17 protein-coding genes are annotated in these 25,249 nt (G+C 76.5%); 4 read left to right on the top strand and 13 right to left on the bottom strand.

The window, feature by feature from the left end; all coding sequences use genetic code 11:
* Positions 1–150: 150 nt before the first annotated feature.
* Entirely contained in the window at positions 151–846 is a 696-nt protein-coding gene (locus tag ACIQOW_RS15655) for a polysaccharide deacetylase family protein (protein WP_401084494.1), read from the bottom strand.
* A gap of 205 nt (positions 847–1,051) precedes the next feature.
* Positions 1,052–1,321: a hypothetical protein gene (locus ACIQOW_RS15650; protein WP_401084491.1), complete on the bottom strand. Its 270-nt coding sequence runs from the start codon at positions 1,319–1,321 to the stop codon at positions 1,052–1,054.
* Positions 1,322–1,369: 48 nt separating this feature from the next.
* Here ACIQOW_RS15650 and ACIQOW_RS15645 point away from each other — a divergent pair, with 48 nt between their 5' ends.
* Genes ACIQOW_RS15645 through ACIQOW_RS15635 form a run of 3 tightly spaced genes read left to right on the top strand, consistent with a single transcriptional unit; the run spans position 1,370 to position 5,293 of the window.
* Positions 1,370–2,767 (top strand): hypothetical protein, encoded by a 1,398-nt coding sequence (locus ACIQOW_RS15645; RefSeq protein WP_401084489.1) that lies wholly within the window; start codon positions 1,370–1,372, stop codon positions 2,765–2,767.
* A 52-nt stretch (positions 2,768–2,819) separates the two neighbouring features.
* The gene (locus ACIQOW_RS15640) at positions 2,820–4,061 is read left to right on the top strand and encodes an AAA family ATPase (protein ID WP_401084486.1); all 1,242 of its coding nucleotides are present in this window, start codon (positions 2,820–2,822) and stop codon (positions 4,059–4,061) included.
* Entirely contained in the window at positions 4,058–5,293 is a 1,236-nt protein-coding gene (locus ACIQOW_RS15635) for a VWA-like domain-containing protein (protein ID WP_401084483.1), read from the top strand. Before ACIQOW_RS15640 ends, ACIQOW_RS15635 begins: the two co-directional genes overlap by 4 nt.
* 51 nt (positions 5,294–5,344) lie before the next feature.
* Here the strand turns inward: ACIQOW_RS15635 and ACIQOW_RS15630 are convergent, their stop codons facing one another.
* The 10 genes from ACIQOW_RS15630 to ACIQOW_RS15585 form a co-directional block, all read right to left on the bottom strand.
* Positions 5,345–6,178 carry an SDR family oxidoreductase gene (locus ACIQOW_RS15630; protein WP_401084480.1) on the bottom strand — a complete coding sequence of 278 codons (834 nt, stop codon included), beginning with the start codon at positions 6,176–6,178 and terminating at the stop codon, positions 5,345–5,347.
* 155 nt (positions 6,179–6,333) lie between these two features.
* Entirely contained in the window at positions 6,334–9,198 is a 2,865-nt protein-coding gene (locus ACIQOW_RS15625; protein WP_401084479.1) for a condensation domain-containing protein, read from the bottom strand.
* On the bottom strand, positions 9,195–11,018 hold the full coding sequence (locus tag ACIQOW_RS15620; protein ID WP_401084476.1) for a non-ribosomal peptide synthetase: 1,824 nt from the start codon (positions 11,016–11,018) through the stop codon (positions 9,195–9,197). Before ACIQOW_RS15620 ends, ACIQOW_RS15625 begins: the two co-directional genes overlap by 4 nt.
* 66 nt (positions 11,019–11,084) lie before the next feature.
* On the bottom strand, positions 11,085–12,899 hold the full coding sequence (locus ACIQOW_RS15615) for an amino acid adenylation domain-containing protein (RefSeq protein WP_401084473.1): 1,815 nt from the start codon (positions 12,897–12,899) through the stop codon (positions 11,085–11,087).
* 27 nt (positions 12,900–12,926) lie between these two features.
* A complete protein-coding gene (locus ACIQOW_RS15610; RefSeq protein WP_401084470.1) occupies positions 12,927–14,102 on the bottom strand; it encodes an acyl-CoA dehydrogenase family protein in 1,176 nt (391 codons plus the stop codon).
* On the bottom strand, positions 14,099–17,218 hold the full coding sequence (locus tag ACIQOW_RS15605; protein ID WP_401084468.1) for an amino acid adenylation domain-containing protein: 3,120 nt from the start codon (positions 17,216–17,218) through the stop codon (positions 14,099–14,101). Before ACIQOW_RS15605 ends, ACIQOW_RS15610 begins: the two co-directional genes overlap by 4 nt.
* Positions 17,219–17,550: 332 nt before the next feature.
* Positions 17,551–18,849, bottom strand: coding sequence for a non-ribosomal peptide synthetase (locus tag ACIQOW_RS15600; protein ID WP_401084465.1), 1,299 nt, complete (start codon positions 18,847–18,849; stop codon positions 17,551–17,553).
* Between the two features lie 215 nt (positions 18,850–19,064).
* Complete coding sequence (locus tag ACIQOW_RS15595; protein WP_401084462.1) at positions 19,065–20,384, bottom strand: MFS transporter; 1,320 nt, start codon at positions 20,382–20,384, stop codon at positions 19,065–19,067.
* 479 nt (positions 20,385–20,863) lie between these two features.
* Positions 20,864–22,018 (bottom strand): PP2C family protein-serine/threonine phosphatase, encoded by a 1,155-nt coding sequence (locus tag ACIQOW_RS15590; RefSeq protein WP_401084459.1) that lies wholly within the window; start codon positions 22,016–22,018, stop codon positions 20,864–20,866.
* Between the two features lie 113 nt (positions 22,019–22,131).
* Positions 22,132–22,854, bottom strand: a complete 723-nt coding sequence (locus tag ACIQOW_RS15585; protein WP_401084456.1) for a maleylpyruvate isomerase family mycothiol-dependent enzyme — start codon at positions 22,852–22,854, stop codon at positions 22,132–22,134.
* A gap of 71 nt (positions 22,855–22,925) precedes the next feature.
* Here ACIQOW_RS15585 and ACIQOW_RS15580 point away from each other — a divergent pair, with 71 nt between their 5' ends.
* The gene (locus tag ACIQOW_RS15580; protein WP_401084453.1) at positions 22,926–24,029 is read left to right on the top strand and encodes a LysR family transcriptional regulator; all 1,104 of its coding nucleotides are present in this window, start codon (positions 22,926–22,928) and stop codon (positions 24,027–24,029) included.
* On the opposite strand, the gene ACIQOW_RS15575 is transcribed toward ACIQOW_RS15580, so the two are convergent.
* Positions 23,942–25,102 carry an erythromycin esterase family protein gene (locus tag ACIQOW_RS15575; protein WP_401084451.1) on the bottom strand — a complete coding sequence of 387 codons (1,161 nt, stop codon included), beginning with the start codon at positions 25,100–25,102 and terminating at the stop codon, positions 23,942–23,944. The genes ACIQOW_RS15580 and ACIQOW_RS15575 overlap by 88 nt on opposite strands.
* Between the last annotated feature and the right edge of the window lie 147 nt (positions 25,103–25,249).

Here is a 25,249-nt window from a genome sequence, read left to right as displayed (position 1 = left end):
GCGTTCCCGGCGGGGGGTTTGTCCCTCCCGGGGGGTTGGTGCGGCGTTGGCGGGGCGCCCCGCCGCGGGGTTTTGGGCCCGGGCCCTCCCGGTGGGGGGCCCGGGCGGCCCCCGCCCACGACCGGAGCCACCCTCTGCCGCTGACCGGACTCAGCCGCAGAGGGTGGCGAAGCCGTACCCGCGCGACTTCAGCGCGGAGATGATCCCGGGCAGCGCGGCGACCGTCTGACTGCGGTCGCCGCCGCCGTCGTGCAGCAGGATCACCGATCCCGGACGGACGTTGTCCAGCACCCGCGAGCGGATCGCGGACGTACCGGGCCTGGACCAGTCCGCCGGGTCCACCGACCAGAGCACGACCTGCTTGCCGAGCGACGCGGCCTTCGAGCGCACCGTGCCGTTGACCGCCCCGTACGGCGGGCGCAGGCACGTCGGGGTGCGGCCGGTCTGCGCGCGGATGGCCCGATCGGTGTCCACCAGCTGGGAGTCGAGCGCGGAGGCGGAGAGCTTGCGCAGGTCCGGGTGCGACCAGGAGTGGTTCTGCACGCTGTGGCCCTGCCGGGCGACCTGCGCGGTCAGCGAGGGGTGGGCGGCGACGTTCTGCCCGATCTCGAAGAAGGTCGCGCGCACCCCGTAGCGGGCGAGCGTCGTCAGGACCTTGGGCGTGTGGGCGGGGCTGGGGCCGTCGTCGAAGGTCAGGTAGACCACCTTGCCGCCCCGGGGGCCGGCCGCCTCCGCCTCCGCGGCGGGCAGGGCCACCGCCGCGCCCGCCGCCAGGGCGACGACGAGCGCGCCGATCGCGGCCCTGAACCTGCCGAGTGCCCTGCGCCTGACGGGTCGTACGGACATGCCTGCCCCCTGCGGTCGGAACTCCCGTGCCGCGGCCAGTCTGCTCCCGGCGGCGCCCCCGCCGCGACCCGTCCCCGGTCGCGAGCGAACGGAATCGGCCAGCCGCGCGGCGGGCGGCCGGAGGAACGGCGTCAACGGGGTGGGCGCGAACGGCGAAGGCCCCCGACGGGGTGCTGCCGGGGGGCACCTGCGAGGGGTGCGGCGTTCAGCGCTCGGCGCGGCCGTGCAGCACCAGGGAGCGGGTCAGGGCGAGCAGACCGCCGGTGCAGAGCGCGGTGCGGAGCATGTTGACCGGCACCCAGCTGTCCGCGAACTTGACCCGCACGGCGGCGAGATCATGGATCCGGGACGGGTCGCCGGCCGCCGCCGGCTTGTTCTCGACCCGGTCTCCAGCGGCCCTTGAGCCGCCGCGGCCGGGGAGCGGAACGGTGTGGCGGACGGCGGCGCGGGGCGCTATGCTCCCCGCGATGACCACTCACCCTGCTCTCAGATCGGGGGTCCCGTCCGCGAAGTGTGAGTGCTGATGCCCACTCACCCCGCGCACGGGAACGACTCCCGCCTCTCCTTCTGGCGGCGCGTACGCGAGTACGCCGTGCCGCCCTCCATGATCGAAGCCGCCACCGCCCGCCGCCTGGCCGGCGACTGGGCCGGGGCCTGTGCCACCGCCAACGTCGAGGTCGACTTCCGGCTGTGGGACGTCGCCCGCCTCCACGGCCGGGAACTCGCCGGCCGGCTACGGGACGATCTGCGCCGCCTCGCACCCGACCTACTGCGCTGGCACCTGCCGAGGACCGCTCCCGACGGGCTGCTGCGGCCCGGGCTCACCGTGCCACTGGCCCGGTACCCGGGCGAGCCTCCGGTCGTTCTCGTGGTCCGCACACCGCCCGCCTGGGCGGAGTACGGGCAGCGGATCGCCCTGGCCCTCTGGGACGGCTCCGAGGACGACGGCCGGTCGCCGCACCCGCACCCGCATCCCAGCCGGCGGTTCCGCCACGACCTGCACCGCCACCTCTGGGATGCCGGGCGCAGCACGGAACTGGCGGTCAGGGCCGGTTCGGGAGGTCCGCCGACGGGCGCTCCCGGCAACGGCCTCGGCGATCCCCCGCCGCACTACGCCGTCGACCACCAAGCCGTCGACCCCTGCGCCGTCGACCGCTGGGCCGCCGAGGCCGAGCTGTTGCTGCGCGCCGACGGGCGCCCCGCCGGGCCCGTCGTGGTGCGGCTCGGACGTCGGCGGCGGCTGCTGCTCGGGCCGGACGGGTCGACGGCGGAGGCCTCCGGGGACACCTCGGCACTGCCGCTGCTGCCCGACGCCGCGACCTGGGTGCCACCGGACCTCGGCCTGCTCCGCAGCGGCGCGATCGAGCCCGACGGGCTGCACCCGCTGGTGGCGGCCGCGCTGGCGCCCGGCCACCGAACCCGGACGCGGGGGTCCTCGCCGCCCTGGCCGCAGCGGCTGGTGGACTGCCGAGGGGCGCGGCACCGGATCGGGCTGGTCGACGGGGTGCTCGCCCCGCTCGACCACGACCCGGCCGAGCTGCGCCGCGAGGAACTGCTGGCCGCCCTGTCCGGCACCCCGCTGCCCTGCCTGCGGGCGGTCGACCTCACGCACCGCCGGCCGCACGAACTGGCCGGTGTGCGCGAACGGTTGGACCACGGCGACACCGCCGGGGCACTGGCCCTGGTCGAGGCCCTGCTCGGCCCGGAGGCGGTGCTGCGCGAAGGGCCGCTGCGGGACGAGCTGGCGGCGGCGGCCGAACGGCGGATCGCCTACGGCCTCTACCGCTCCGGCCTGACCGGGCCCTGGGTCGTCACCCACCGGTCGCCGCGGGCGACCCGCGGTTCACGCCCGGACGGCACCGCCCACCGTCCGCGCCACGCCACCCACCGGGCCCGGCCCCGACTGGCCTCGCACCGCTGACGTCGGCGCGCCCGAAAACCCTTCCGCACCAGACCCCTTGAGGTGATCACCCATGCCCGTTCCCATGCCCGAAACCGCCCGCCTCGACGTCGCCCGGCAGCTGCTCGACCTGCTGGCCGACACCACCACCGAACCGCGCGCCGACACCCAGCTGGAGGCGCTCACCCTGGCCGTCGCCGCCGACCTGCCCGTCCTGCTCTGGGGCGAGCCCGGCATCGGCAAGACCGCCGCGCTCAACCAGCTCGCCGAGGCCCTGGACCTGCCGCTGACCACCGTCATCGCCAGCGTCCACGAACCCTCCGACTTCTCCGGGCTGCCCATCGTCGGCGACGACCCGGCGCAGCAGGGCGTCCCGCTGGCCCCGCCGGACTGGGCGGTGCGCCTGGTGCGGGCCGGGCGCGGGCTGCTGTTCCTGGACGAGCTGTCCACCGCGCCGCCCGCCGTCCAGGCCGCACTGCTCCGGCTGGTCCTGGAACGGCGCATCGGCGCCCTGCAACTGCCGTCCGGCGTAAGGATCGTGGCCGCCGCCAACCCGCGCTCCTCGGCGGCCGACGGCTGGGAGCTGAGCCCGCCGCTGGCCAACCGCTTCGTCCACCTCCAGTGGGCGCACGACCACGAGGTGGTGGTGCGCGGCCTCGGCGGCGTCTGGCCGGTGGCCACCCTGCCCGGACTCGACCGGCGGGCGCTGCCGGAGGCCGTCGCGCTGGCGCGGCGGGCCGTGTGCGGGCTGCTGGCGGTCCGGCCCGAGCTGGTGCACCGGCTGCCCACCACCGAGACCCGGCGCGGCGGCGCCTGGCCGTCGCCGCGCAGCTGGGACATGACGCTGCGGCTGGTCGCCTTCGCGACCGCGGCCGGCTCCTCCCGGGAGGTGCTGTCGCTGCTGGTGCGGGGCGCGGTCGGGGACGGCCCCGGGCTGGAACTGATGGCGCACATGGAGCGGATGGACCTGCCGGACCCGGAGGACCTGCTCGCCGACCCGGCCGGCGCGGTGCTGCCGGAGCGCGGGGACCTGCGCCAGGCGGTGCTGGACGGGGTGGTCGCGGCGGTGCGCAACCGGCCGGAGCGGGAGCGCTGGGACGCGGCCTGGGCGCTGCTGGTCCGGGCGCTGGAGACCGGGGCGCCGGACGTGGTGGTCGTCCCGGCCACCACGCTGGCCTCGCTGCGCCGGGAGGACTGGGACGTGCCGGCGGCGATCGAGCACCTGGCGTCGGCGGTGGAACTGTCCCGGCGGGCGGACCGGGCCGCCGCCCGGGTCGCGGTCGGGGCGGGCGCCGGGGCCGGGGCCGGGAGGTGAGCGGGGCCGCCGCGCTGGACGTGGCCAAGCTGTACGCCGCCCGCCTCCAGGCCGTCCGGGCCCGGCCGTACCTGGCGACCGCGCTGTTCGCCCTGCGGCTGGTGGAGTCCCGGCAGGTGCCGACGATGGGCGTGGACCGCCACTGGCGCTGCTACGCCTCGCCGGGCTTCGTCGACCGCACGTCGGTGGAGGAACTCGCCTCGGTCTGGGTCCACGAGGTGTCGCACCTGCTGCGCGACCACCACGGGCGCGGCGACCGCCTCGCCAGGGCCCTCGGGCTGCGCGGACCGGCCGCCCGGCTGCGGATGAACGTCGCCGCCGACTGCGAGATCAACGACGACGTGTTCGGCGACGGGCTCGTCACCCCCGAGAGCGCCGTGACACCGGACTTCCTCGGGCTGCCGGACGGGCAGCTGATGGAGGACTACCTCGACCGCATCCGGGTCGACCTGCACGTGCGGGAGCTGGCCTGGCTGGACTGCGGCAGCGGCGCCGACGGCCTGGAACGGTCCTGGGAGCTGGGCCCGGACGGCGCCCACGGGCTGTCCCCGCAGGAGCAGGACGCCGTCCGCTTCCGGGTCGCCGAGGGCATCCGGGGCCGCCCCGGCGACGCCCCCGAGGGCTGGCAGCGGTGGGCCGAGGAGGCGTTCCACCCGCCGCAGCCCTGGCGGCAGCTGCTGGGTGCGGCGGTGCGCTCGGCGGCCTCCGGAGCGGGCACGGGCGGGGACTACAGCTACGGCCGTCCGTCCCGCCGCTCGACCGGCCTGCCGGGCGTGGTGCTGCCGAGCCTGCGGCGGCGCCCGCCCCGGGTGTCGGTGGTGGTCGACACCTCCGGGTCGGTCTCGGACGAGGAACTGGGCAGCGCGCTGCTGGAGGTCACGGCGATCGGCCGGGCGGTCGGCAGCCGCCTGGACCAGGTCACCGTGGTCTCCTGCGACGCGGCCGCCCACACCGTCCAGCCGGTCTGCCGGGCGGCGGGCGTCCAGCTGATCGGCGGTGGGGGCACCGACCTGCGGACGGGCTTCGCGGCGGCGCTGCGGACCCGGCCGCGGCCGGACGTGGTGGTGGTGCTGACGGACGGGCAGACCCCCTGGCCGGAGGTCGCGCCGTCGTGCCGCACGGTGGTGGGCCTGTTCCCCCGGCCGAGCCGGTACGACGAGGACGCCGAGGACGAGGAGGAGTACCGGCCGGACGAACCCCCGGAGTGGGCCCGGGTGGTGACCATCGGCTGAGCGGCAGGGTCCTCGGCCGGGTCGGGAAACGGGCAACGGGCAACGGAGCCCTCAGCGGAAGGCGGCGAGGTTCTCGGCGACCCACCGGTGGAACGGCCTGGCGGCGGCCCCGGTGACCTTCCCGACCGTGTCACGCACCGCCAGCAGCTCGTCGTTGACGTCCCCGCCCGTCACGTCCAGCACCGCGTCCGCGGCCTCGGCGCCCAGGGCCGCGGACAGCTGCCGGTGGGCCTCCTCCCGGCCGGTCTCCGCGAAGGGCACCTCCCGGCCCAGGGCCGCCGCGATGGCCGCCGCCTGCTGCCGGGGCGTCACCCGCTCCGGCCCGGTCAGCGCGTACGCCCGGCCCCGGTGCCCCGGTTCGGTCAACGCCACGCGCGCCACCGCCGCGATGTCGGCGGGGTGGATCGTGGGCAGCCCGGTGTCCGCGTACGGGACCCGGACCGTCCGGCGCTCGCGGATCGACGCCGCCCACCACAGGGTGTTCGAGGCGAACTGCGTCGGCCGGAGCACCGTCCACGCCATGCCGCTGTCCTCCAGCAGCCGCTCGACGGCCAGGTTCTCCCGGGCGGGGCCCAGGTGCGGATGCGTCAGGACGGTGATGGAGGACACCAGCACCACGTGCTCGACGCCGGCCCGGCCGGCGGCTTCGAGGATGTCGGCATCGGGGCCGAGCCGGGACACCAGGAACAGCGAACGCACCCCGTCGAGCGCGGGCGCCAGGGCGGCCGGGTCGGCGAAGTCGCCCTCCCACGCCTCCACCCCCGCGGGGAACGAGGCCCGGGCGGCGTCCCGGGTGAGCCCCCGGACGGGGCCCGCGCCGTGCGCGTGCAGTTCTCCGAGCAGGGAACGTCCGATGTTCCCGGTGGCTCCTGTCACAAGAATCATGTGCCCTCTCCCGTCATCCGATGGCCGGTCACGGGAAGGCTAGGAGCTCAAGCGAGCTTGAGGTCAAGAAGATCGCCGTCCCCCGGCTGCGGCACCTCCGGTGGCGCGGGCGGAGGGGTCCGGCTTCCTGACCCCTCCGCCCGCGATGGTGCGGATCAGCCGACCATGGCCGCCAGGACGGCGCGCCAGTCCTCGCCCGGTTCCGGGGTGAGCGGGCCGGCCAGGGTGTCCGCCCGGTAGTGCCAGGGGCGGCGCAGTTCCGGGTCGGCGTCGGCGGTGGCGACGATCGGGGCGGCGGAGCCGAGCAGGCGGACCAGTTCGGCGGTGAACTCGGCCCAGGAGACGTGTCCGCTCACCGCGTTGACGACCCGGCCGGTGGCGGGGTGGTCAGGGGTGAGGCAGGCGGTCAGGGCGCGGGCCAGGGCGGCGGCGTGCACCCAGGAGGCGCCGTACCACCGGTCGGTGTCCGGCAGGCCGATCGGCCGGCCGGCCAGGGCGGCCTGGTAGAGGGCGCCGGTGGAGCCCCAGCGGAGCTGGTCGCGCAGCCGGTGGTGCGGGCCCCAGACGATCGGGGCGCGGACGGCGGTGGCCGGGCCGCGGCCGGCGGCGGCGGCCTCGAAGAGGACGCGCTCGCAGTCCAGTTTGGCCTGCCCGTACGGGGTGACCGACGCGCCGGCGGGGCTGCCCTCGGGGACCTCGGTGCCCGCCGGGCGGCCGTACGCGTCGATGCTGCTGACGAAGACGAACGGGCCGCCCCGCCGGCCGTCGGCCAGGGCGCGCATCGCGGCGAGGTCGGTGGCGTGGTCGGTGAAGGTGCAGGCGGAGTGGATGACGGCGTCCACGCCCTCGACGGCCCGGCGCAGGCTGTCGAGGTCGCCGAGGTCGCCCTCCGTCACCTCGGCGCCGTTCAGCGCGGGCAGGTGCGCGGACTCCGGCCGGACCAGTACCCGGACCGGCCTGCCCTCCGCCATCAGCTCCTGGAGCACGGCGGCGCCGACTCCGCCGGTGGCTCCGGTGAGCAGGACGGTGCCGGTGCGGGCACCGGTCCGCGCGTGGGCACCCGTCCTGGCGAGGGCGGCACGGCGCTCCTCCGCGCGGGTGGCGAGCAGCGCGGCGAGGGCGCGCGGGGTGCGCTGTTCCAGGATGTCGAGGCCGGTGAGCGGCAGCCCGGTGCGGGTGCGCAGGCGCTCGGCGAGCTGGACGGCGACCAGGGAGTGGCCGCCGAGGGCGAAGAAGTCGCCGTCGGCGGACGGGGTCACGCCCAGCAGTTCGCCGAAGGCCTGCCGCACCGCCTCCAGCGGGCCCGCGTCCTGACGACCCGCGCCTCCCTGGGCAACGACCCCTTGGACGACGACCCCCTGGGCGGCGCCGGGCAGCCGGTCGCGGTCGGGGGTGCCGTCGGGGTGGCGGGGCAACCGGTCCACCAGCGTGACCGCGAGCGGCAGTCCGGCGGCCGGCAGGCGCCCGCGCAGGGAGTCCCGCAGCGCGGTGCCGGTCGGGGCGACCGGGCCGCGCACCACCGCGTAGGCGAGCGGCGGGCCGTCCGGGTTCTCGACCACGGCCGCCTCGACCACCGAGGGGTCGGCCGACAGGGCTGCCACCAGCGGGTGTTCGGCGTCGGTCAGCCGCTCTCCGGGCAGTGCGGACAGCGGCCGGTCCGGGTCGCCGGCCACGGCGGTGAGCAGCGCGGCGAAGGCCTCGGCGAGCCGGGCGGCGGTGGCCTCGTCCAGCGCGTCCCGGTCGTGCTGGACCAGGACACGCGGCCGCGGGCCGTCCTCCAGCAGCAGTGCCAGACCGAACTTGGCCAGCCCAAGGTCGAGTTCGACGTTCTCGGCGGCCAGTCCCGGCAGCGCGAGCGGCTCGCCCGGCCGGACCAGGTCGCAGCTGACCGAGAGCAGCGGGGTGCCGTCGGCCCCGCGGGCCGCCGCGCCGAGCCGCTCGACCACGAGGTCGAACGGCACCTCGTGGTGCTGCTGGGCGTCGAGCAGGGCGGTGCGCACCGACCCGAGCAGTTCCGTGAAGGACGGGTCGCCGGCCGGATTCGCCCGTACGGCCAGGGTGTTGACGCCGAGGCCGACGGTCCGCCGCAGTTCGGGGCGGGCCCGGTGGCCGCTGGCGCAGCCGAGGACCAGGTCGTCCTGCCCGGAGGCGGTGCGCAGCGCGGCGAACGCGGCGGCCAGCACGACGGTGAACAGGGTGGCGCCGTGCCGGGAGCCGAGGGTGCGCAGCGCCTCCGTCACGCCGGGGTCCAGCGCGGTGGTGTGCAGGGCGGCGCGGCGCTCGCGGGCCCCGGGCGGGACGGGCCGTAGCAGCGGGAGCGGCCGGGCTCCGGCGAGGCGGTCGGCGAGGCGGTCGGCGGCGGCCGTCAGCTCGGTCTCGCGGGCGCGCTCCTGGCGGGCGTAGTCGGCGTACGGGGGCCCCGGCGGCGGGAGCCGGAGTGCCGTGCCGTCGCGTTCGGCGCGGTAGAGCGCGGCCAGGTCGGCGGCCAGGACGGGCAGGGATCCGCCGTCGACGGCGATGTGATGGATCGTCAGCAGCAGGCTGTGGTCCTCGGGGCCGTGCCGCAGCAGCAGGGCGCGCAGCACCGGGCCGGTGGCCAGGTCGAACGGGCGGGCGGCCTCGGCGGCGAGCTGCGCGGGGCCGGTGGCGTCCAGGACCGGCAGCGGCACCGGGGCGACCGGCTCGATCCGCTGGTACGGCTGGTCGTCCCGGCGCGGGTAGCGGGTGCGCAGGACGGCGTGCCGTTCGGTCAGGCCGGTGATCGCGGCGGCGAGGGCCCGCCGGTCGAGCGGGCCGCGCAGCCGGGTGGCGAGCGGCACGTTGTAGAGGGCGCCGCCCTGGCCGAGGTGGTCCATCAGCCACATCCGCTGCTGGGCGTGCGAGAGCGGGGCCGGGCCGTCCTCCGGCGCGGGGGCGGAGACGGCGGGACGAGCGGAATCGGAACCGGTGGCGGTGGGACCGCCGGCGGCGCGGCGGCCGCGGGCCCGGCGCAGCAGGTCGGCCTGGTCGACGGTGCTCATCGGTCGGCTCCCGGGGTGTCGTCGGCGGCCCGCAGGGCGCGTTCCAGCAGCTCGGCCTGGGCGGCGACGGTCGGGTGGCCGAGGAAGTCGGCGAGCGACAGCTCGACGCCGAGGTCCTCGCGCAGGTCGTCCACCACCCACATGGCGAGCAGCGAGTGCCCGCCCTCGGCGAGGAAGTCGGCGGCCGGGTCGGTGATCGGGCGTTCCAGGGCGCGGCTCCACGCCTCGGCGACGGCCTGTTCGATCGGGCCGAGCTCGGCGCCGGCGGACGGCCGCGCCTCGGACGGTCCGTCGGCGGCCAGGGCGCGCCGGTCCACCTTCCCGCTGCCGGTCAGCGGCAGCGCGGCGAGCACGGTCCAGGCGGTGGGCACCAGGTGGGCGGGCAGCTGCTCGGCGAGCCGGGCGCGCAGTGCCTCGACGGCGGGGTGGGCGCCCTCGGCGGGCACCAGGCAGGCGGTGAGCGCGGCGTCGGGCTGTCCGGCCCGGCGGACCACGACCGCGGCCTCCGCGACCTCGGGCAGCCGGAGCAGCGCGTGTTCGACCTCGCCCGGTTCGATCCGGAAGCCGCGCACCTTGACCTGGTCGTCGGTGCGTCCGTGGAACTCCAGGGAGCCGTCCGCCCGTCGGCCGACCCGGTCGCCGGTGCGGTAGGCCCGCCCGATGCCCGGCAGCTCGCGGAAGCGCTCGGCGGTCAGCTCGGGCCGGTCCAGGTAGCCGAGGGCCAGCCGGTCGCCGGCGATCCACAGCTCGCCGACGGTGCCGGGGGCGGCCGGCGCGAGCCGCTCGTCCAGGACGTACGCGCGGGCGCCGCCGAAGGTCCGGCCGATCGGGACGGAGCCGGCGCAGTCGGCCGGGGTGACCCGGTGCAGGGTGGTGAAGGTGGTGGCCTCGGTGGGCCCGTAGACGTTGATCAGTTCGAGCCAGGGGAAGGCCCGCAGCACGGCGCCCGCGTGTTCGGGCGAGACCGCCTCGCCGCCGAAGGCCAGGGTGCGCAGCACGCCGAAGATCCGGGACCGCCGGGCGGCCAGGTGGTGGAAGAGCGCGGTGGTGAGGAAGAGGGTGGTGACGCCGAAGCGCTCCACGTCGCGGACCAGGTCCTCGGCGCTGGGCCGCTCGGTCGGGGAGACGGCCACGGCGGCGCCGCGGGCGAGCGGGGCCCACAGCTCGAAGGTGGCGGCGTCGAAGGAGACGGTGGAGTGGAAGAGCACCCGGTCGCGCGGGCCGAGGGTGAACGCGTCCTCGGCGGTGACCAGGTCGGTGACGGCGCTGTGCGGGACGAGGACGCCCTTGGGGCGGCCGGTGGATCCCGAGGTGTAGTAGAGCAGGGCGGGCGCGGCCGGGTCGGCGGCGTCGGGGGCCGGCTCGCCGTCGGTCTCGTCGTCGGTCTCGGTGCCGCGCTCGGTCAGCACCAGGGTGCGCTCCTCGGGGAGCCCGGCCTCGGCGAGCAGGCCCTTGTCGCCGAGGACGAGCCGGACGTCCGCGTCGGCGGTCATCTCGGCGATCCGCGGGCGCGGGTAGGCCGGGTCGATCGGGACGAGCAGTCCGCCGGCCCGCCAGACGGCGAGCTGGGCGACGACGAGCCGGGTGGAGCGGGCGCAGAGCAGGCCGACGGCGCTGCCGGGGCCGATCCCCCTGGCGGTCAGGACGGCGGCCAGCCGGCCTGCCGCGTCCACGAGTTCGCGGTAGGTCAGGGCGGTGGAGCCGTCGGTCACGGCGAGCGCGTCGGGCCGGAGTCCGGCCTGCCGGGCGATCAGGGCGGGGAGGGCGGGCCTGGCGTGCGGGGAAGTGGCGGTGTGCGCGGGCCGGGTCGCGGTGGTCATGGTGGTTCCCTTCCGGGCGCCCCGGCCGGGTGGGCCGGGGCGCTCTGCTGAGGAGGTCGGGGCGGGTCAGGCGGTCAGGGCCGCGAGCCGCTCCTCGATCAGCCGGGCGACGGCCCGCAGGTCCGGCTGGCGCAGCACCAGCGGGGCGCGCAGCCGTACGCCGTACTCGTTCTCCAGGGCCTCCAGCAGTCTCGCGGCGGCCAGCGAATTGCCGCCCGCGGCGAGGAAGTTGTCCTGCGGCCGGAGGTCGGCGTGGCCGATCAGCTCGCGGCAGAGCTTGAGCACGGTGCGCTCGACCGGGGTGCTTCCCTCGTCCACCGGGTCGTCGTCCGCTCCGCCCGCCGCGGTCGCCTCGGCGAGCAGCGCCTGGCGGTCCACCTTGCCGTTGGCGTCCAGCGGGAAGCGCTCCACCAGCCGGACGGCGGAGGGCACGGCCTGTTCGGGCAGCCAGGGCCGGGCGGCGTCGAGCAGTGCCGCGGGGTCGGCGCCGTCCTCGGCCCGGACGAAGGCGAGCAGCCGGGCCCCGCCGGCCGGCGCCTGCCCGGCGGCGACCACCGCCCGGTGCACCCGCGGGTCGCGCTCGAAGGCGGCCTCGACCTCGGCGGGTTCGATCCGCACGCCGCTGACCTTGACCTGGTCGTCCAGCCGGCCGTGGAACTCCAGCACGCCGTCCGGCCGCATGGCCACCCGGTCGCCGGTGCGGTAGACCCGGTCGGTGCCGACCAGGCCGGCGGGCGCGTCGACGAAGCGGCGGGCGGTCAGCTCGGGGTCGAGGTACCCGGCGGCCAGGCCGCGGCCGCCGATCCGCAGCTCGCCGGCCGTGCCGCGCGGCACCGGGCGGCCGTCCTCGTCGGTGACCAGGAGGACGGCGCCGTCGATCGGCAGGCCGATCGGCGGGGCGCCGGCGCCGTGGTCGCCGCCGGGGGCCATGCTGTGCACGGTGGTGGTGACGGTGGCCTCGGCGGGGCCGTAGGCGTTGTGGACGGTCGCGGTGACGTCGGGCCCGGGGGCGCGGCGCAGCCGGTCGCCGCCGATCGTCAGGTGGCGCAGCGCCAGGCCGGCGGGCCAGGGCCGGCCGAGGACGGGTTCGGCCATCGGGGTGGGCAGGACGGCCACGGTGATCCCGGCCTCGCGCCACCAGTCGGTGAGCGCGCCGGTGTCCCAGCGGACGGCCTCGGGGGCGACGACCAGGGCCGCGCCGGAGGTGAGGCCGCCCCACAGCTCCATCAGGTGCGGGTCGAAGGCGACGCCGATCAGCAGGCCGTGCCGCTCGCCGGGGCCGAGGCCGGTCAGCTCGCGGTACCACTGGAGCAGGGCGCCGAACGCGGGCTCGGTGACGGCGACGGCCTTCGGGGTGCCGGTGGAGCCGGAGGTGAGCACCGCGTACTGGGTGCCGGGCGGGACGGGCACCTGCTCGCCGGAGCTCAGGGCGGCCACCACGCCGCCGGTGGGCAGGTCCAGCTCCAGCCGTTCGCCGCCGGGCGGCAGCAGTCCGGGCTCGCCCACCAGGCAGGCCGGGCGCAGCTGTTCGGCGACGGCCCGCAGCCGGTGCTCGCCGGGGCGCGGGCCGAGCGGCAGGTGGACGGCGCCCAGCTTGGCGGCGGCCAGGGTGACGGCGGCCAGCGAGACCGAGTGGCCGAGGCAGACGCCGAGCAGGTCGCCGGGGCCGACCTTGCCGCGCAGGGCCTCGGCCACGGTGTCGGCGAGGCGGTCGAGTTCGGCGTAGCCGTAGGCGCGGTCGCCGTCGATCAGGGCGGGGGCGTCCGGGGTGCGGTGCGCCCAGCTGGTGAACAGGTCGAGCACCGCGCCGTCCTGGTGCGGACGGCCGTAGCCGATGCTCGGGGTCTCCGTGCCGGCGGTCTTCTCGTCAGTGTGTTCCATCATCATCTCCAGGAAGGTGACGTATCGTCAGTTCAGGCCCATGGAACGGGCAATGATCACCTTCTGGACCTCCGAGGTCCCCTCGATGATCGTGGTCATCCGGACGTAGCGGTACAGGAACTCCAGCGGGTGCCCGCGCACCCAGCCGGTGGCCCCGTGCACCTGGAGCGAGCGGTCCACGGCACGTACGGCGGTCTCCGAGGCCGTGAGCTTGGCGAGCGCCGCGTTCTCGGGCGACTCGGTGCCCTCGTCGACCAGCCGGGCGCAGGCGAGGGTGAGCAGCTTGGAGGCCTCGACCTCGGCCCGGGTGGCGACCAGGTGCTCCTGGACGTGCTGGTACTCGCCGATCACCCGGCCGAAGGCGCGCCGGTCCTTCGCGTACTCGACGCCGATCCGCAGCGCGTACTCGGCGATGCCGTTGCACATCGCGGCGACCACCAGGCGGCCGCGCGAGAGGCTGTCGATGGCGAGGGCGGTGGCCGCGCCGACGCCCTCCTCGCCGCCGATCACGGCCTCGGGGCCGACGGTGACCCCGTCCAGCAGCAGCTCGAACAGCGGCTCGCCGGACATGCCCTCGTAGCGCTGGCCGATCCGCAGCCCCGGCTGGTCCATCGGCAGCACGAAGGCGGTGGCCCCCGCGACGGGGCCGGCCCCGTCACCGAGGTCGGTGGCGGTGACGACCAGGGCGATCCCGGCGTGCTCGGCGTTGCTGACGAAGGTCTTGCGGCCGTTCAGCACCCAGCCGTCGCCGCTGCGCACGGCCGTGGTGGTGAGCCGGAACGCGTCGGAGCCCGCGTGCGGTTCGGTGAGGGCGAGGCAGCGGGTCTGCTCGCCGCGCACCAGCGGGACCAGGTGGCGCTCGACCTGCTCGGGGGTGCCGTTGCGCAGCAGCGGACTGGGCCCGTCGGAGCCGGCCAGGGCGTACGGGGCGAGCACGCAGCCACTGCGCCCGGCGGCGTGGTGCAGCAGGACGACGGCGGTGAACGGCATGTCGGCGCCGCCGAGGTCCTCGGGGTAGTCGCCGGCGTAGAAGCCGAGCGCGGCGGAGCGCTTGCGGACGTAGGCCCGCAGGTCTCCCGGGACCAGGTCGGCGGTCTCGGGCAACTCGGCGGCCAGCGGGACGAGTTCGCGGCGCACGAAGCTCTCGAAGGCCTCGACGAGTTCGCGGTGGCCGTCCTCCAGGACGGCGGAGGGGGCGGTCACTTCGTCTCTCCTGCGGTGAGGGCGCGGGCCTGGTCGGCCAGCACGGCGTGGCGGAACAGGGTGCGCAGCGGCGGGCGGCTGCCGAGGTGCGGCTCCAGGTAGGCGGCGAGCTGGGCGGCGAGCAGCGAGTGGCCGCCGACCTCGAAGAAGTGCGAGTCCGCGGTGAAGCGGTCGTGGCCGAGCACCTCGCGCCAGGCGGCGGCGATCAGCTGCTGGCCGGGGTCGGTGAACGCGCTCGGCGCGCTGTCCCGTGCCTCCGGCTCCGGGGCCTCGGCCGCCAGGCGGGCGAGGGCGTTGCGGTCGGGCTTGCCGCCGGGCAGGGTCGGCATCGCGGCGACGGCCGTCCAACTCGCCGGGACGAGTCCGCCGGGCAGCCGGCGGGCGAGTGCCTCGTGCAGGGCCGCCTGGTCGGGGCGCTCGGCGCCCTCCAGGAAGCCGACCAGTCGGGGGCCGGTCTGCGGGTCGGTGTGCAGCAGCACGGCGCAGGAGCGGCCGCCGAGTTCGGCGGAGGCGGCGGCCTCGATCTCCTCCAGTTCGATCCGGTGGCCGCGCAGCTTGACCTGGTTGTCGGCCCGGCCGAGGAAGCGCAGCCGCCCGTCCGGGTCGCGGTAGCCGCGGTCGCCGGTGCGGTAGACGAGGGCGCCGTCCAGTGCGGGGACGGTCACGAAGCGGGCCGCGGTCGGCTCCGGAAGCGCGAGGTAGCCCTCGGCCAGCAGGGGGCCGCTGATGGCGAGTTCGCCGACGCAGCCGGGCGCGAGCGGTTGCAGCGTGTCGTCCAGGACGTGGATGCGCACGCCGTCCAGTTCGGCGCCGAGCGGGATCTCGCCGTCCTCGGCGAGGTCGGCGGCGGTGACCTCGTACACGGTGGAGGTGACGGTGGCCTCGGTGACCCCGTAGGCGTTCAGCACGGTGGTGGCCCCGGTCAGACCGGTCAGGGCCCGGGCGGGCAGCCGCTCGCCGCCGAGCACCAGCAGCCGGGGCGCCCAGCGGCCGTCCGCCAGCGCCTCGCGCAGGTCCTCGCGGACCGCGAGCAGGTAGCTGGTCGGCAGGTTGGCGACGGTGACGCCGCGGGCGGCCAGCACCGCGACCAGCTCGGGGCCGGTGGGCACCTCGCGCTGCGGCACCACCAGGGCGGCGCCGACGGCGAGGGCCGGCAGCACCTCCTCCAGGGCCACGTCGAAGGACGGGCGGGCGAACAGCAGCACCCGGTCGGCGGAGGTGAGTCCGTAGCGGCCGGCGATCGCCGCGACGTACCCGGCGAGGGCCGCGCGGCCGACCAGCACCGGCTTGGGCACGCCGGTGGAGCCGGAGGTGTGGATCACGTAGGCGGCGCCGTCCAGCACGGCGGCGGGCTCGGCCTTCGGAAAGGCGGGGCCGTCCAGCAGCGCCGGGGTGACGCCCTCGGCGGGCAGCGCGAGGGCGCTCTGCCGGGTGGCCAGGACGAGCGCGGGGCTCAGCCGTTCCAGCAGCAGCCCGAGCCGGGCGGCCGGGTCCTCGGTGGACAGCGGCGCGTACACGGCGCCGTGCCGCAGGCAGGCGAGCAGGGCGACCACGCTGTCCGTGCCGCGCGGCAGCACGGTGGCCACCGGCTGGCCGGGCGCGACCCCGGCGGCGCGCAGCCGCTCGACCAGCTCGGTGACCCGGCGGTCGAGTTCGCCGTAGCTGATCCGCTCGGTGCCGGCCAGCAGGGCGAGCGAGGTGGGGTCGTGGGCGGCGGCCGGGTCGAGCACGGCGGGGTCGGCGGCGGCCGCCAGGACGGCTTCCGAGCTCTCCGGCCGCTCCGGCCGCTCCGGCGCGGGGGCGAGTTCCGCGATCGGCGCCTCCGGACGGTCCAGGTAGCAGCGCAGCAGCTCCAGCAGCCGCTCGGACAGCAGCACCGCCTCGGACTCGCGGAACAGGTCCGCGTCGTAGTCCCAGACCAGGGTCATCCCGGCGGCGCCGTGCTTCTCGCCGACCACCCGGCGGTCGTCGGGCAGCAGCACCAGGTCGAGGTCGAAGCGGGTGGTGCCGGTGTTGAAGCCCTCGTACAGCGAGACCTCCAGGCCGGGCGCCTGGACGTCGGGCAGCGCCGCGTCGTGCGCGCTGAACATCACGTTGAACAGCGGGTTGTCGGCGCCGGTGGTGTGCAGCCCGAGCCTGCGGGTCAGCTCCTGGACCGGCAGGTCCTGGTACGGCAGCGCGCGCAGCAGGACGTCGGTCACCTCGTCCACGGCCTCGGTGCCGGGGGCCGCCGGGTCGAGCCGCAGGCGCAGCGGGACGGTGTTCACGAACATGCCGACGGTGCTCTCGAAGCCCTCGGGGCGGTTGCCGACGGCGGTGCCGACCACCACCTCGCGGTGGCCGCTGTGCCGGCGCAGCAGTTCGGCGAAGAGCGCGAGCAGGGTGCTGAACGGGGTGTGGCCGTCCGCCTTGCTGCGCTCGCGCAGCCGCTCGGCCAGGTCGGCGCCGACCGACTGGCGCAGCTGGCCGCCCCGGTGGCGGCGCTCGACGCCCGGCCGCGCCACTCCGGGCAGGGTGACCTCGCGCGGGGCGTCGGTCAGCTCCCTGGTCCAGAAGTCGAGTCCGCGGTCCCGGGGGAGGTCGGCGGCGGCGCGGGCGTGCTCCTCGTACGAGGGCGCGGTGGGCAGCTCGTACGGCTCGCCGAGGACGGTGGCGCGGTAGACGGTGAACAGGTCGCGCAGCAGGATCGCGAAGGAGTGGCCGTCGTGGACGAGGTGGTGTTCGACGTGGATCAGCCGGTGGTGGTCCTCGGCGAGCCGGACCAGGTGCCAGCGCAGCACCGGGGCCCGCTCGGTGTCCAGCGGCTCCTCGGCCTCGGCGGCGAGCAGCCGGCGGAAGGCGGCCTCCGGGTCCTGCTCGGCGGTGAAGTCGCTGTGGCGCAGCTCGGGTTCGCAGTCCTCGGCGACCCGCTGGCCGGGCAGTCCCTCCGGCCTGGGCATCAACTCCAGCCGCAGACCGGGGTGGTGGGCCAGCACGGCGGCCAGGCCGGCGTGCAGCGCGTCCCGGTCGAGGGTGCCCCACAGGTCGAGGACGGCGGTGAAGTTGTAGGCGCGGCTGCCCGGCAGCATCTGTTCGTGCAGCCAGACGATCTCCTGCGAAGGAGAGAGTGCGAACATGGTCAACTCCCTTGTGTGGTGGGCTTGTCGGCACTGCGAAGGTCGGTCGCGGGCGTGGGGTGGTCCCGTACCGGCCGGTGGACCGGGCCGCACCGGGGTGAGGTGCGGCCCGGGACCCGGGGGTCCGTCCGGGCGGCGCGTCGGGCGCGCTCGGACGGACGGGGTGGACCCGTCGTGGGCGGATCCGGGGTGGGAGGTCGGGCCCGCGGAACGGGCGTACGGTTTCGGGCGTACGGATTCGGGCGCGCGGGATCCGGGCGTACGGGTGCGGGTGAACGGGTGCGGGCGGTGGTCAGGGGAGGCGGTCGGCGTCTGTGGCCGACGCGCGGCGTTCAGACCTGCGGGGCCACGGCCGGCCGAGCGTGCAGGTGGTGCCGCAGCACGGCGAGCAGTTCGCCGAAGGCGGCCTGGGCGTCGGCCTCGGGGAAGCGGTCGCGGTCCCAGCCCAGCCGGATCAGCAGGTCGTCGCCGTGCGAGGCGGAGACGGCCAGCGGCGCGGCCAGCGGCCGTCCGTCCAGGTGGGTCTCCCGGCCCGGGGTGCCGCCGAGCACCAGCGGCGGGCGGCGGTGCAGGTCCTCCAGGGTGAGCAGGGCATCCAGGGCGCCCGACCAGGGGGCCCCTGCGGTGCGGGCGGCCCTGACCACCTCGTCGAAGGGGGTGCCGGCGTGGTCCAGGTCGTCCCACCAGGCGTCCGCGAGGGTGTCCAGGTCCGCGGCCGGGCCCGAAGTGGCGGGGTGGACGAGGGTGTTGAGGAAGCAGCCGAGCGCGGCGGGCGCCCCCACCGGCCGGCCGCCCCACGGGTAGCCGAGCGCCAGCGGCCCTCCCCCGGCCTCCGGCGCCCGGTGCAGCCGGTGCGCGGCGGCCCCGACCGCGTCCAGCAGGGCGGGGAAGACGGCGCTGCGGGCGGCGCCCTCGGCGGCGGGCAGCCGTTCGGTGAGCATGCCGGTGGACGTGGCCGCGCCGCCGCCGGCCCCGGTCAGGCCGCCCAGCCGGCGGCCCCAGTGGGCCTGAGCCGCGGGGCCGCCGGCGGCGTCCTCGACGGCGAGCTGGAGTTCGACGGCCTGCCGGTAGTCGGCGAGGGCCTGCGGGGCCGGCCCGGCGGCCGCCGGCTCGTCCCGCTCGTAGGCCGCGCCGACCTCGGCGGTGAGCACACCGAGCGACTGCTCGTCGCAGGCCGCGTGGTCCAGTGCGAGGGCGAGGAGTTCCTCGTCGCCGTCCGGGTCCGCGGCCACCAGCAGGCGCAGCGCGGGCCCGTCGGCGGGCCAGTCCAGCAGGGCGTCGCGCAGCGCGGCGCGGGCGGTGCGACCGGGGGCGACGGCGATCCTGGCGGCCTCGGCCGAGGGGCCGCCGGTGCGCAGCACGGGTGTGCCGCGTACGGTCCCGAAGCCGCCGCAGAGTGCCGGGTGGCGGGCGGCCACCGCGGCGGCGGCGCGGGCCAGCCGGTCGAGGTCGAGGGTGCCGCGCGGGTAGGCGAAGAACAGCGGGACGACGTCGGTGCGGCTCTGCTGCGCGAGCCTGCGGGTGATCAGGAACCGTCGCTGGGCCCCGGTCAGCGGGAGCAGCTCCACCGGGGATTCGGCGGCGGCGGAGCGGTACCGGGCGAGGTAGGCGGCGGTGATGCTGGCGTGCACGGGAACGGTCTCCGGTTTCCGGTCGCGGCTCGGGTCGGGGATCGGTCGGGGGACTCGGCCAGGGCTGTGCTCAGGTCCAGGGGTTCGTTCGTTCGGGGTTCGGGGAGGCGGTTCGGGCAGGCGGTTCGGGCAGGCGGTCCGGGCAGGCGGTTCGGGGTTCGCGGAAGGCGGTTCGGACGGTTACGCATTCAGCCGAAGGCCGGGGTGGCCGCCGGTCAGGGCGTCGTGGGGCTCACGGCGTCCTCCTCGTCGCCGGCCTCCGGGCCCCCGGCGGGCCCGGCCGGGCGGTCGGCGCCCGGCAGTTCCCGCATCCGCCGCAGCGGTGACAGCAGCAGCGGCAGCGGCACCAGCAGGAAGCCGATCGCGCAGAGCCAGAGCGCGGTGCGCGGCCCGGACGCGTCGGCGACCACGCCGCCGACCAGGGCGCCGATCGGCAGGGTCCCCCACACCAGGAAGCGCATCGTGGCGTTCATCCGGCCGAGCAGCTCCGGCGGACAGAGGCTCTGCCGGAAGCTCACCTGGGCGACGTTGTAGGCGACCGCGCCGAACAGCACCACCCCGGAGGCCAGGCCGAACAGCACCACGCCCGCACCGCTGCCGGACAGCGGCCACAGCAGCGCGAACGGCGCCGTCACCACCGTGGAGAGCCAGATCAGCCGGGCCTGTCCGATCCACCGGGCGAGCTGCCCGGCGCACAGCGCGCCCGCCAGCCCGCCGACGGCGGAGACCGACAGCAGCACGCCGATGGCGCCCGGCGACAGGTCGAGCACCCGCACCCAGAAGACCGTCTGCACGGCGGTCAGCACGGCCGAGAACAGATTGGACGTGGCGGTGGCGGTCGCGATCGCCCGCAGCAGCGGGTGACCGAGCACGAACCGCACGCCCTCGCCGACCTCGGCGCGCAGCGAGCGCCCCGGCGCGGGTTCCGGACGCGGCTCCTCGACCTTGATCCGGACGAGCAGCAGCGCGGAGACGAGGTACCCGCAGGCGTCGGCCACGATGGCGAGCGGCGCCCCGAGCAGCTGGACCAGCCCCCCGCCGAGGCCGGGCCCGGCGATCTGCGCCGAGGAGCGGACCGTCTCCAGCGCCCCGTTCCCGCCGACCAGTTGCTCGCGCGGCAGGACGGCGGGCAGGAAGGACTGGTGGGCGACGTCGAAGAACACCGTCGCCACCCCGGTGACCAGCGCCACCACGTAGAGCTGCGGCATGCCGAGCACCCCGAGCGCGGCGGCCGGCGGGATCGACCCGACGGCCAGGCAGCGCACCAGGTCGGCCCGGACCAGCACCGGCAGCTTGCGCATCCGGTCCAGCCAGGCGCCCGCCGGGAGGCCGACGAGCAGGAAGGCGGCGGTTTCCGCGGCGGTCAGCAGACCGACCTGGAACGGTGTGGCGTCGAGCACCAGCACCGCCACCAGCGGCAGAGCGACGAGGGTGACCTGACTGCCCGTCTGGGCCGCGGCTGCTCCGGTCAGCAGGAGCCGGAAGTCGCGGTGGTCGAGCAGACGGGCCTGGCGGGGGCTGGGCTTCTCGTTCATCGATGCGACTCTCGGTCACCCCTTCGACACGGGGCAAGCACCGGGTCCGTTTCCGGACGGCCCGGAGGTCGGCCGAATCCCGCCACCACCCCGGCGCTCCTTGCGCGCCCCCGACGGTCACACCCGCCGCAGCCGCACCACCGTCCTCGCCCGTCGGCCGAGGCGGCACGGGTCGACGGGCGACCCGACCGCCTCCGGCTCCATCGATCCATTTCGCCGTCCGGTATGCGGACGCGGCTTTTCCAGCCACCGGACGGAGAGCCTCAACTTGGCCGGATCCCATGAAGCGAAGCCCGACCGACACCTCATCGTGATATCCGCGTGATCGAAGTGGGACGTAGAACGGGGTCCCGGACGGCCACGGCCGCCGATCCGGGGCCGCACCGGGGCCACACCGGAGCCGACGGTCACGCCCCGGCGTCCGGGCCGCGTCCTCCAGCCGTCCCCCGGCCGCCCAACCACCCGCCCGGCCGGTCCCCTCAGCCGACCGGTCCGTCGTCCCGCTCCGCCCGGCGGGTGATCGCGAGCACCGCCATGTCGTCGTCCCGGGGCCCGCCCGTCCACCGCTCGACGTCCGCCACCAGCGCGTCCAGCACCTCCGCCGGCCCGCCGAACGGCCCCAGCGGAGCCAGCCCGAGCACCGGATCGTAGAACTCCCCCGCCGCGTCCCTGGCCTCGGTCACCCCGTCGGTCACCAGCAGCAGCGTGCACCCGGCCGGGAACGGCCTGCTCTCCGGCGCCGGACGCCCGACGCCCAGCCCGCCCATCCCCAGCGGCAGCCCGGGATCCGCCGCGTCCAGCCGCCGCACCCCGAGGCCGGCCCTGCCCCGCACCGCCCCGTCCCGCAGCGCCCCGTCCCTCGTGTTCGGGCCCAGCAGGTAGGGTCCCGGGTGCCCGCAGTCGAGCGTGCGCACGCTCTCCTCCCCCGGCGGGAACTCCACCAGCAGCGCGGTGATGAACCCCTCCAGCCGCAGCTCCTCGCTCATCCGCTCGCTCTCCCGCAGCAACGAGTCCTCCAGCGCGTCCGCGAGCGCGACCAGCTCCGGCACCCGGTGGGAGGCCTCCCGGAACGCGCCCAGCAGCACCGACACCGCGCCCACCGCGTGCAGCCCCTTGCCCCGCACGTCCGCGATCAGCCCGCGCACGCCGTACGGGGTGACCTGCACCGCGTACGCGTCACCCCCGATGAGCGCCTCGTCCTGGGCGGCCCGGTAGCAGGCCGCGACCGACAGCCGTCCCACCCGCGCGGGCGGCTCCGGCAGCACCGCGCGCTGCGCCGCCTCGGCGACCGACCGCACCCGCGCCAGCCGCCGCCCGTGCCGGGCCACCACCCGGTTCACCCCGATCCCGAGCAGCGCCGCGAACACCGTGTTCCCCAGCTCCAGGTATCCGGCCCTGGTCCCGACCGACCCGTCCTGGGTGGAGAGCAGCAGGATGCCGAGCACATTGGCCGCCCCGACCGCGACGGTGTCACGCAGTACCAGCAGCGCCCCCGCCAGCACCGCGGCGGCCGCGAGCAGCGGATCGCCCCAGTAGTCGGCCGGGTCCAGCGCGTTCCACACCAGCCCGCCGGCGGTCAGCAACCACGGAGCGACCCGCACGTACGGCGGCCACTGCACGGACCTCGGGGCCATCGGCGACCTGGCTTCCCGTCTCCACCACCATCCGGAAGGACCTCATCCGATCGTAGTCACGGGCACCCGAAACCCGCATGACGGCCGAGCCCCCACCTGCCCGGGGCTCGCGCTCAGCCCCCGGCGGTGAACCGACCGGCGCCGTCCCCCAGCAGCAGCCCCTCCGGCACCCTGCGCCCGTACGCGAGCAGCAGCAGGTGCTCCGCCCGCCCCCGCACCGTGAGCTGCCCCTCGCCGTACGACCAGCCGGTGTCCGTCGCCTCCAGCCGGACGCCGTCCAACCGGGCCCCGAAGAACCGCAGGCCACGTGGGGTGAGGCCGGCCAGCAGCGCACTCACCCGGTCCTGCGGGAGACGGGCGGGCAGGCCGAGCGCCACGGTGACGTCGAGGCCGTGGACGGCGTCGTGGGCGAGGGCCGCGATCCGGCCGCCGACGGGCGGGCGCCACGGGTGACCGGCATGGTCGGCCAGCGCGGCGACGAGTTCGCGTTCCGTCATGGCGGCGGCGTCGCGGCGGGCGATCCGGTCGGCCATGCGGTGGATGCTGCCGCCGGAGCGGGCGAGTTCGAGGACGGTGCGCGCCGTCGAGTGCCGGAAGCCGGTGCTCATGTGCGCGACCACCTCGCGGACCCGCCAGCCCCCGCACAGCGAGGGCGAGTTCCACTGCTCCGGGGTGAGGGCGGCGAACACGGCGGCGAGTTCGCGGCGCTCGGCCGCGACCTGCTCACGGATCCACTGGATCGGCCCGGTGTCCCGGCCCTGCGGCACGGCGTCCTGCGGCGTGATGTTCTGCGCCACGGCGTCCTGCGGCGCGGCGTTCTGTGGCACGTTCTCCATGCGTCCAGCCTGCGACCGGAACCGTACGCCCGTCCAAGACCGGAACGTTCTGCCGCCTATGATCAGCGGTTATGGAACTGCGGCAGCTCCGGTACTTCGTCACCGTCGCCCAGCACGGCAGCTTCACCCGGGCCGCGCAGCTGCTCCACCTGACCCAGCCCGGGGTGAGCTCCCAGATCCGGCAGCTGGAACGGGAGCTGGGCCACCGGCTGCTCGACCGCTCGGGCCGTACCGTGCGGCTCACCCCGGCCGGTGAGGCGGTGCTGCCGCACGCCAGGGCGGCACTCGCCGCCGAGGCCGAAGCCCGCCGCGCCGCGTGGGAGTTCGATGGACTGCGGCGCGGACACGTGCGGCTGGGCATGGTCGCCGGGGCGGCCCTGACCCCGCCGTCCGGACTTGGCACCTTCCCCGGGCTCGCCACCACGCTGGCCGCGTTCCGCCAGGAGCACCCCGGTATCGACTTCTCGCTCACCGAGGACACCACCGCACGGATGCTCGCCGCCCTGCGTGACGGCCGGCTGGACCTCGCCGTCGTCGGCCTGCCCGCCCCCGCGAACGGGCGGGAGAGCGACGACGGCGGGCCGGAGCTGACCGGGCTCGCCGTGCACACCGTGCTGGAGGTCCCGCTGGTCGCGGCCTGGGCCGAGGACCATCCGCTCACGGTTGCCTCGGCTGGCGGCTCGGGTGCTGCCCCGGCCTCCGGCCCCGGTTCCTCCCGGCGTCGTACCGAGCCCGGCCGGGGAGCGCTCCCGGTCGCGGCGCTCGCCGGGCACGCCCTGGTGAGCACCCCGCGCGGCACCGGGATGCGCACCGCGCTGGAGCGCGCCCTGGCCGAGGCCGGTGTCGACCCGGCGATCGGCGTCGAGGCGGCCGCGCCACCGCAGTTGGCCGAGCTGGCCGCCCACGGGCTCGGCGTGGCCGTCCTGCCCGACCCGGGCCAGGTGCCCGGCCTGCGCGTCCGTCCGCTCACCGAGCCCGTCCCCCGGGTCAGGATCGCGCTGGCCTGGCCGGCCGGGCAGCCCGCCGCACCGCCGACCGCCGCCCTGGTGGCCCACCTGCGGCGGGCCTATCCAGGGCCGGCGGACGCTCAGGAAGCGGCCGGCACCGCCGCCCCGTCGGCGATGTGCAGCACCGCGGCCGCCCCGTCGAGGACCTCCCGGTCGAGCGGGAAGTAACCCTGCCGCGACTCGGTCCCGGTGCGGGTACGGGATCTCTCCGGCAGCGCCGGGCTCGTCAACTCCCAGGCCGCACCCGATCCTTGCAGGTGCGCCTCGTACGTCCCCGGTGCGGGGTCGGCCAGCCCGAGTGCCTCGCTGCGTCCCAGGCTCCCGGCGACGAAGGCGTACCGCTCGCCCAGCAGCGAGCCGACGATGCGGCCCGCGCCGGTCCACCGGCAGTCCAGTTCGCCCAGCGCCCAGGTGCTCGGGGTCCGTCGAAGGTGCAGGTTGTGGGAGAAGACCAGGGTCGGTCCGCGCCGGGCCTCGATCTCCCGGATGTCGAGGAGGTTCTGCGCCATCAGCGCGTCCCGCACACCGAGCAGGGCGCCGAGCCGGGCACTCGGGGCGAGCCCCGGGACGGCCGACTGCGCGTGGTAGCGCAGCAGTCCGATCCCGGCCGCCAGTCGCGCGCGGGCCTCGAACCACTCGGCGGAGGAGGTCGAAGCGATCAACTCCGGTGCACGCATTTGGAGTCGGAGGAGGAGGTCGTCCGCGACGCAGCGCAGCCTCGCCGCCTCCGCGGAGCCACCCGGCGACTGGGCCGGGTCCGTCACCGCCTCCGTACGGCTCCAGCGCTCGTCCTCACCCGCCAGCGCGGCGAGGTCGACACCGAGGTCGAGCCCCAGGTAGTCGCGGGCCTGCTGGAGGTAAGGGCGCGGACTGGGAGCACTGGTGTTCTCGGTCGGGATGTCGAAGCCGTGGAACGTCAGCCGCTCGCCGGGCGGCCGTTCCCGGTTGAACTCCCGTATCCAGGCGACGAGTCGGCGGTTGGGCTCAAGCGCCCCGAAGTCGTGGGTGAAGCCCTCCGACATCACCGAGTCGAGGGTGCCGACGCCCTCCCGGACGTAGGCGTCCACGGCGAACGCGGCCACCCGGTCGGTCTCCAGCGCGACCGACCGGAAGCCCCGGTCGACCAGCCGGGCGAACAGCTCGTTGCGGACCCGCCCGAACGCCGGCTCCTGGTGCGTCGGTTCGCCGAGGCCCAGAAGCTCGCACGCCGGGGTGACGAAGTCATGCATGTCCTGGTTCATGGACCTCAAGCGTATCCTTGAGGGAACGGTTGAAACTTTTCGGACCACAGGCGCTCAGTTCCGGCGGAAAGTCTCAAACCGCCCTGTGCGGTCCGACGGCCGGGAACGACCGGACCACCCGGAGCGACCCGTCGGCCCGGAGCGACC

Source organism: Kitasatospora sp. NPDC091335, from assembly GCF_044757205.1.
GTDB lineage: Bacteria > Actinomycetota > Actinomycetes > Streptomycetales > Streptomycetaceae > Kitasatospora.
This window is presented reverse-complemented; position numbering and strand designations above follow the sequence as displayed.

Bases quoted from the DNA above. Each gene is read 5' to 3' on its own strand.
- ACIQOW_RS15625 (WP_401084479.1), bottom strand. From the start codon at position 9,198: ATGAGCACCGTCGACCAGGCCGACCTGCTGCGCCGGGCCCGCGGCCGC.
- ACIQOW_RS15630 (WP_401084480.1), bottom strand. From the start codon at position 6,178: ATGATTCTTGTGACAGGAGCCACCGGGAACATCGGACGTTCCCTGCTC.
- ACIQOW_RS15615 (WP_401084473.1), bottom strand. From the start codon at position 12,899: ATGGAACACACTGACGAGAAGACCGCCGGCACGGAGACCCCGAGCATC.
- ACIQOW_RS15605 (WP_401084468.1), bottom strand. From the start codon at position 17,218: ATGTTCGCACTCTCTCCTTCGCAGGAGATCGTCTGGCTGCACGAACAG.
- ACIQOW_RS15585 (WP_401084456.1), bottom strand. From the start codon at position 22,854: ATGGAGAACGTGCCACAGAACGCCGCGCCGCAGGACGCCGTGGCGCAG.
- ACIQOW_RS15595 (WP_401084462.1), bottom strand. From the start codon at position 20,384: ATGAACGAGAAGCCCAGCCCCCGCCAGGCCCGTCTGCTCGACCACCGC.
- ACIQOW_RS15640 (WP_401084486.1), top strand. From the start codon at position 2,820: ATGCCCGTTCCCATGCCCGAAACCGCCCGCCTCGACGTCGCCCGGCAG.
- ACIQOW_RS15655 (WP_401084494.1), bottom strand. From the start codon at position 846: ATGTCCGTACGACCCGTCAGGCGCAGGGCACTCGGCAGGTTCAGGGCC.
- ACIQOW_RS15580 (WP_401084453.1), top strand. From the start codon at position 22,926: ATGGAACTGCGGCAGCTCCGGTACTTCGTCACCGTCGCCCAGCACGGC.
- ACIQOW_RS15575 (WP_401084451.1), bottom strand. From the start codon at position 25,102: ATGAACCAGGACATGCATGACTTCGTCACCCCGGCGTGCGAGCTTCTG.
- ACIQOW_RS15645 (WP_401084489.1), top strand. From the start codon at position 1,370: ATGCCCACTCACCCCGCGCACGGGAACGACTCCCGCCTCTCCTTCTGG.
- ACIQOW_RS15620 (WP_401084476.1), bottom strand. From the start codon at position 11,018: ATGACCACCGCGACCCGGCCCGCGCACACCGCCACTTCCCCGCACGCC.
- ACIQOW_RS15590 (WP_401084459.1), bottom strand. From the start codon at position 22,018: ATGGCCCCGAGGTCCGTGCAGTGGCCGCCGTACGTGCGGGTCGCTCCG.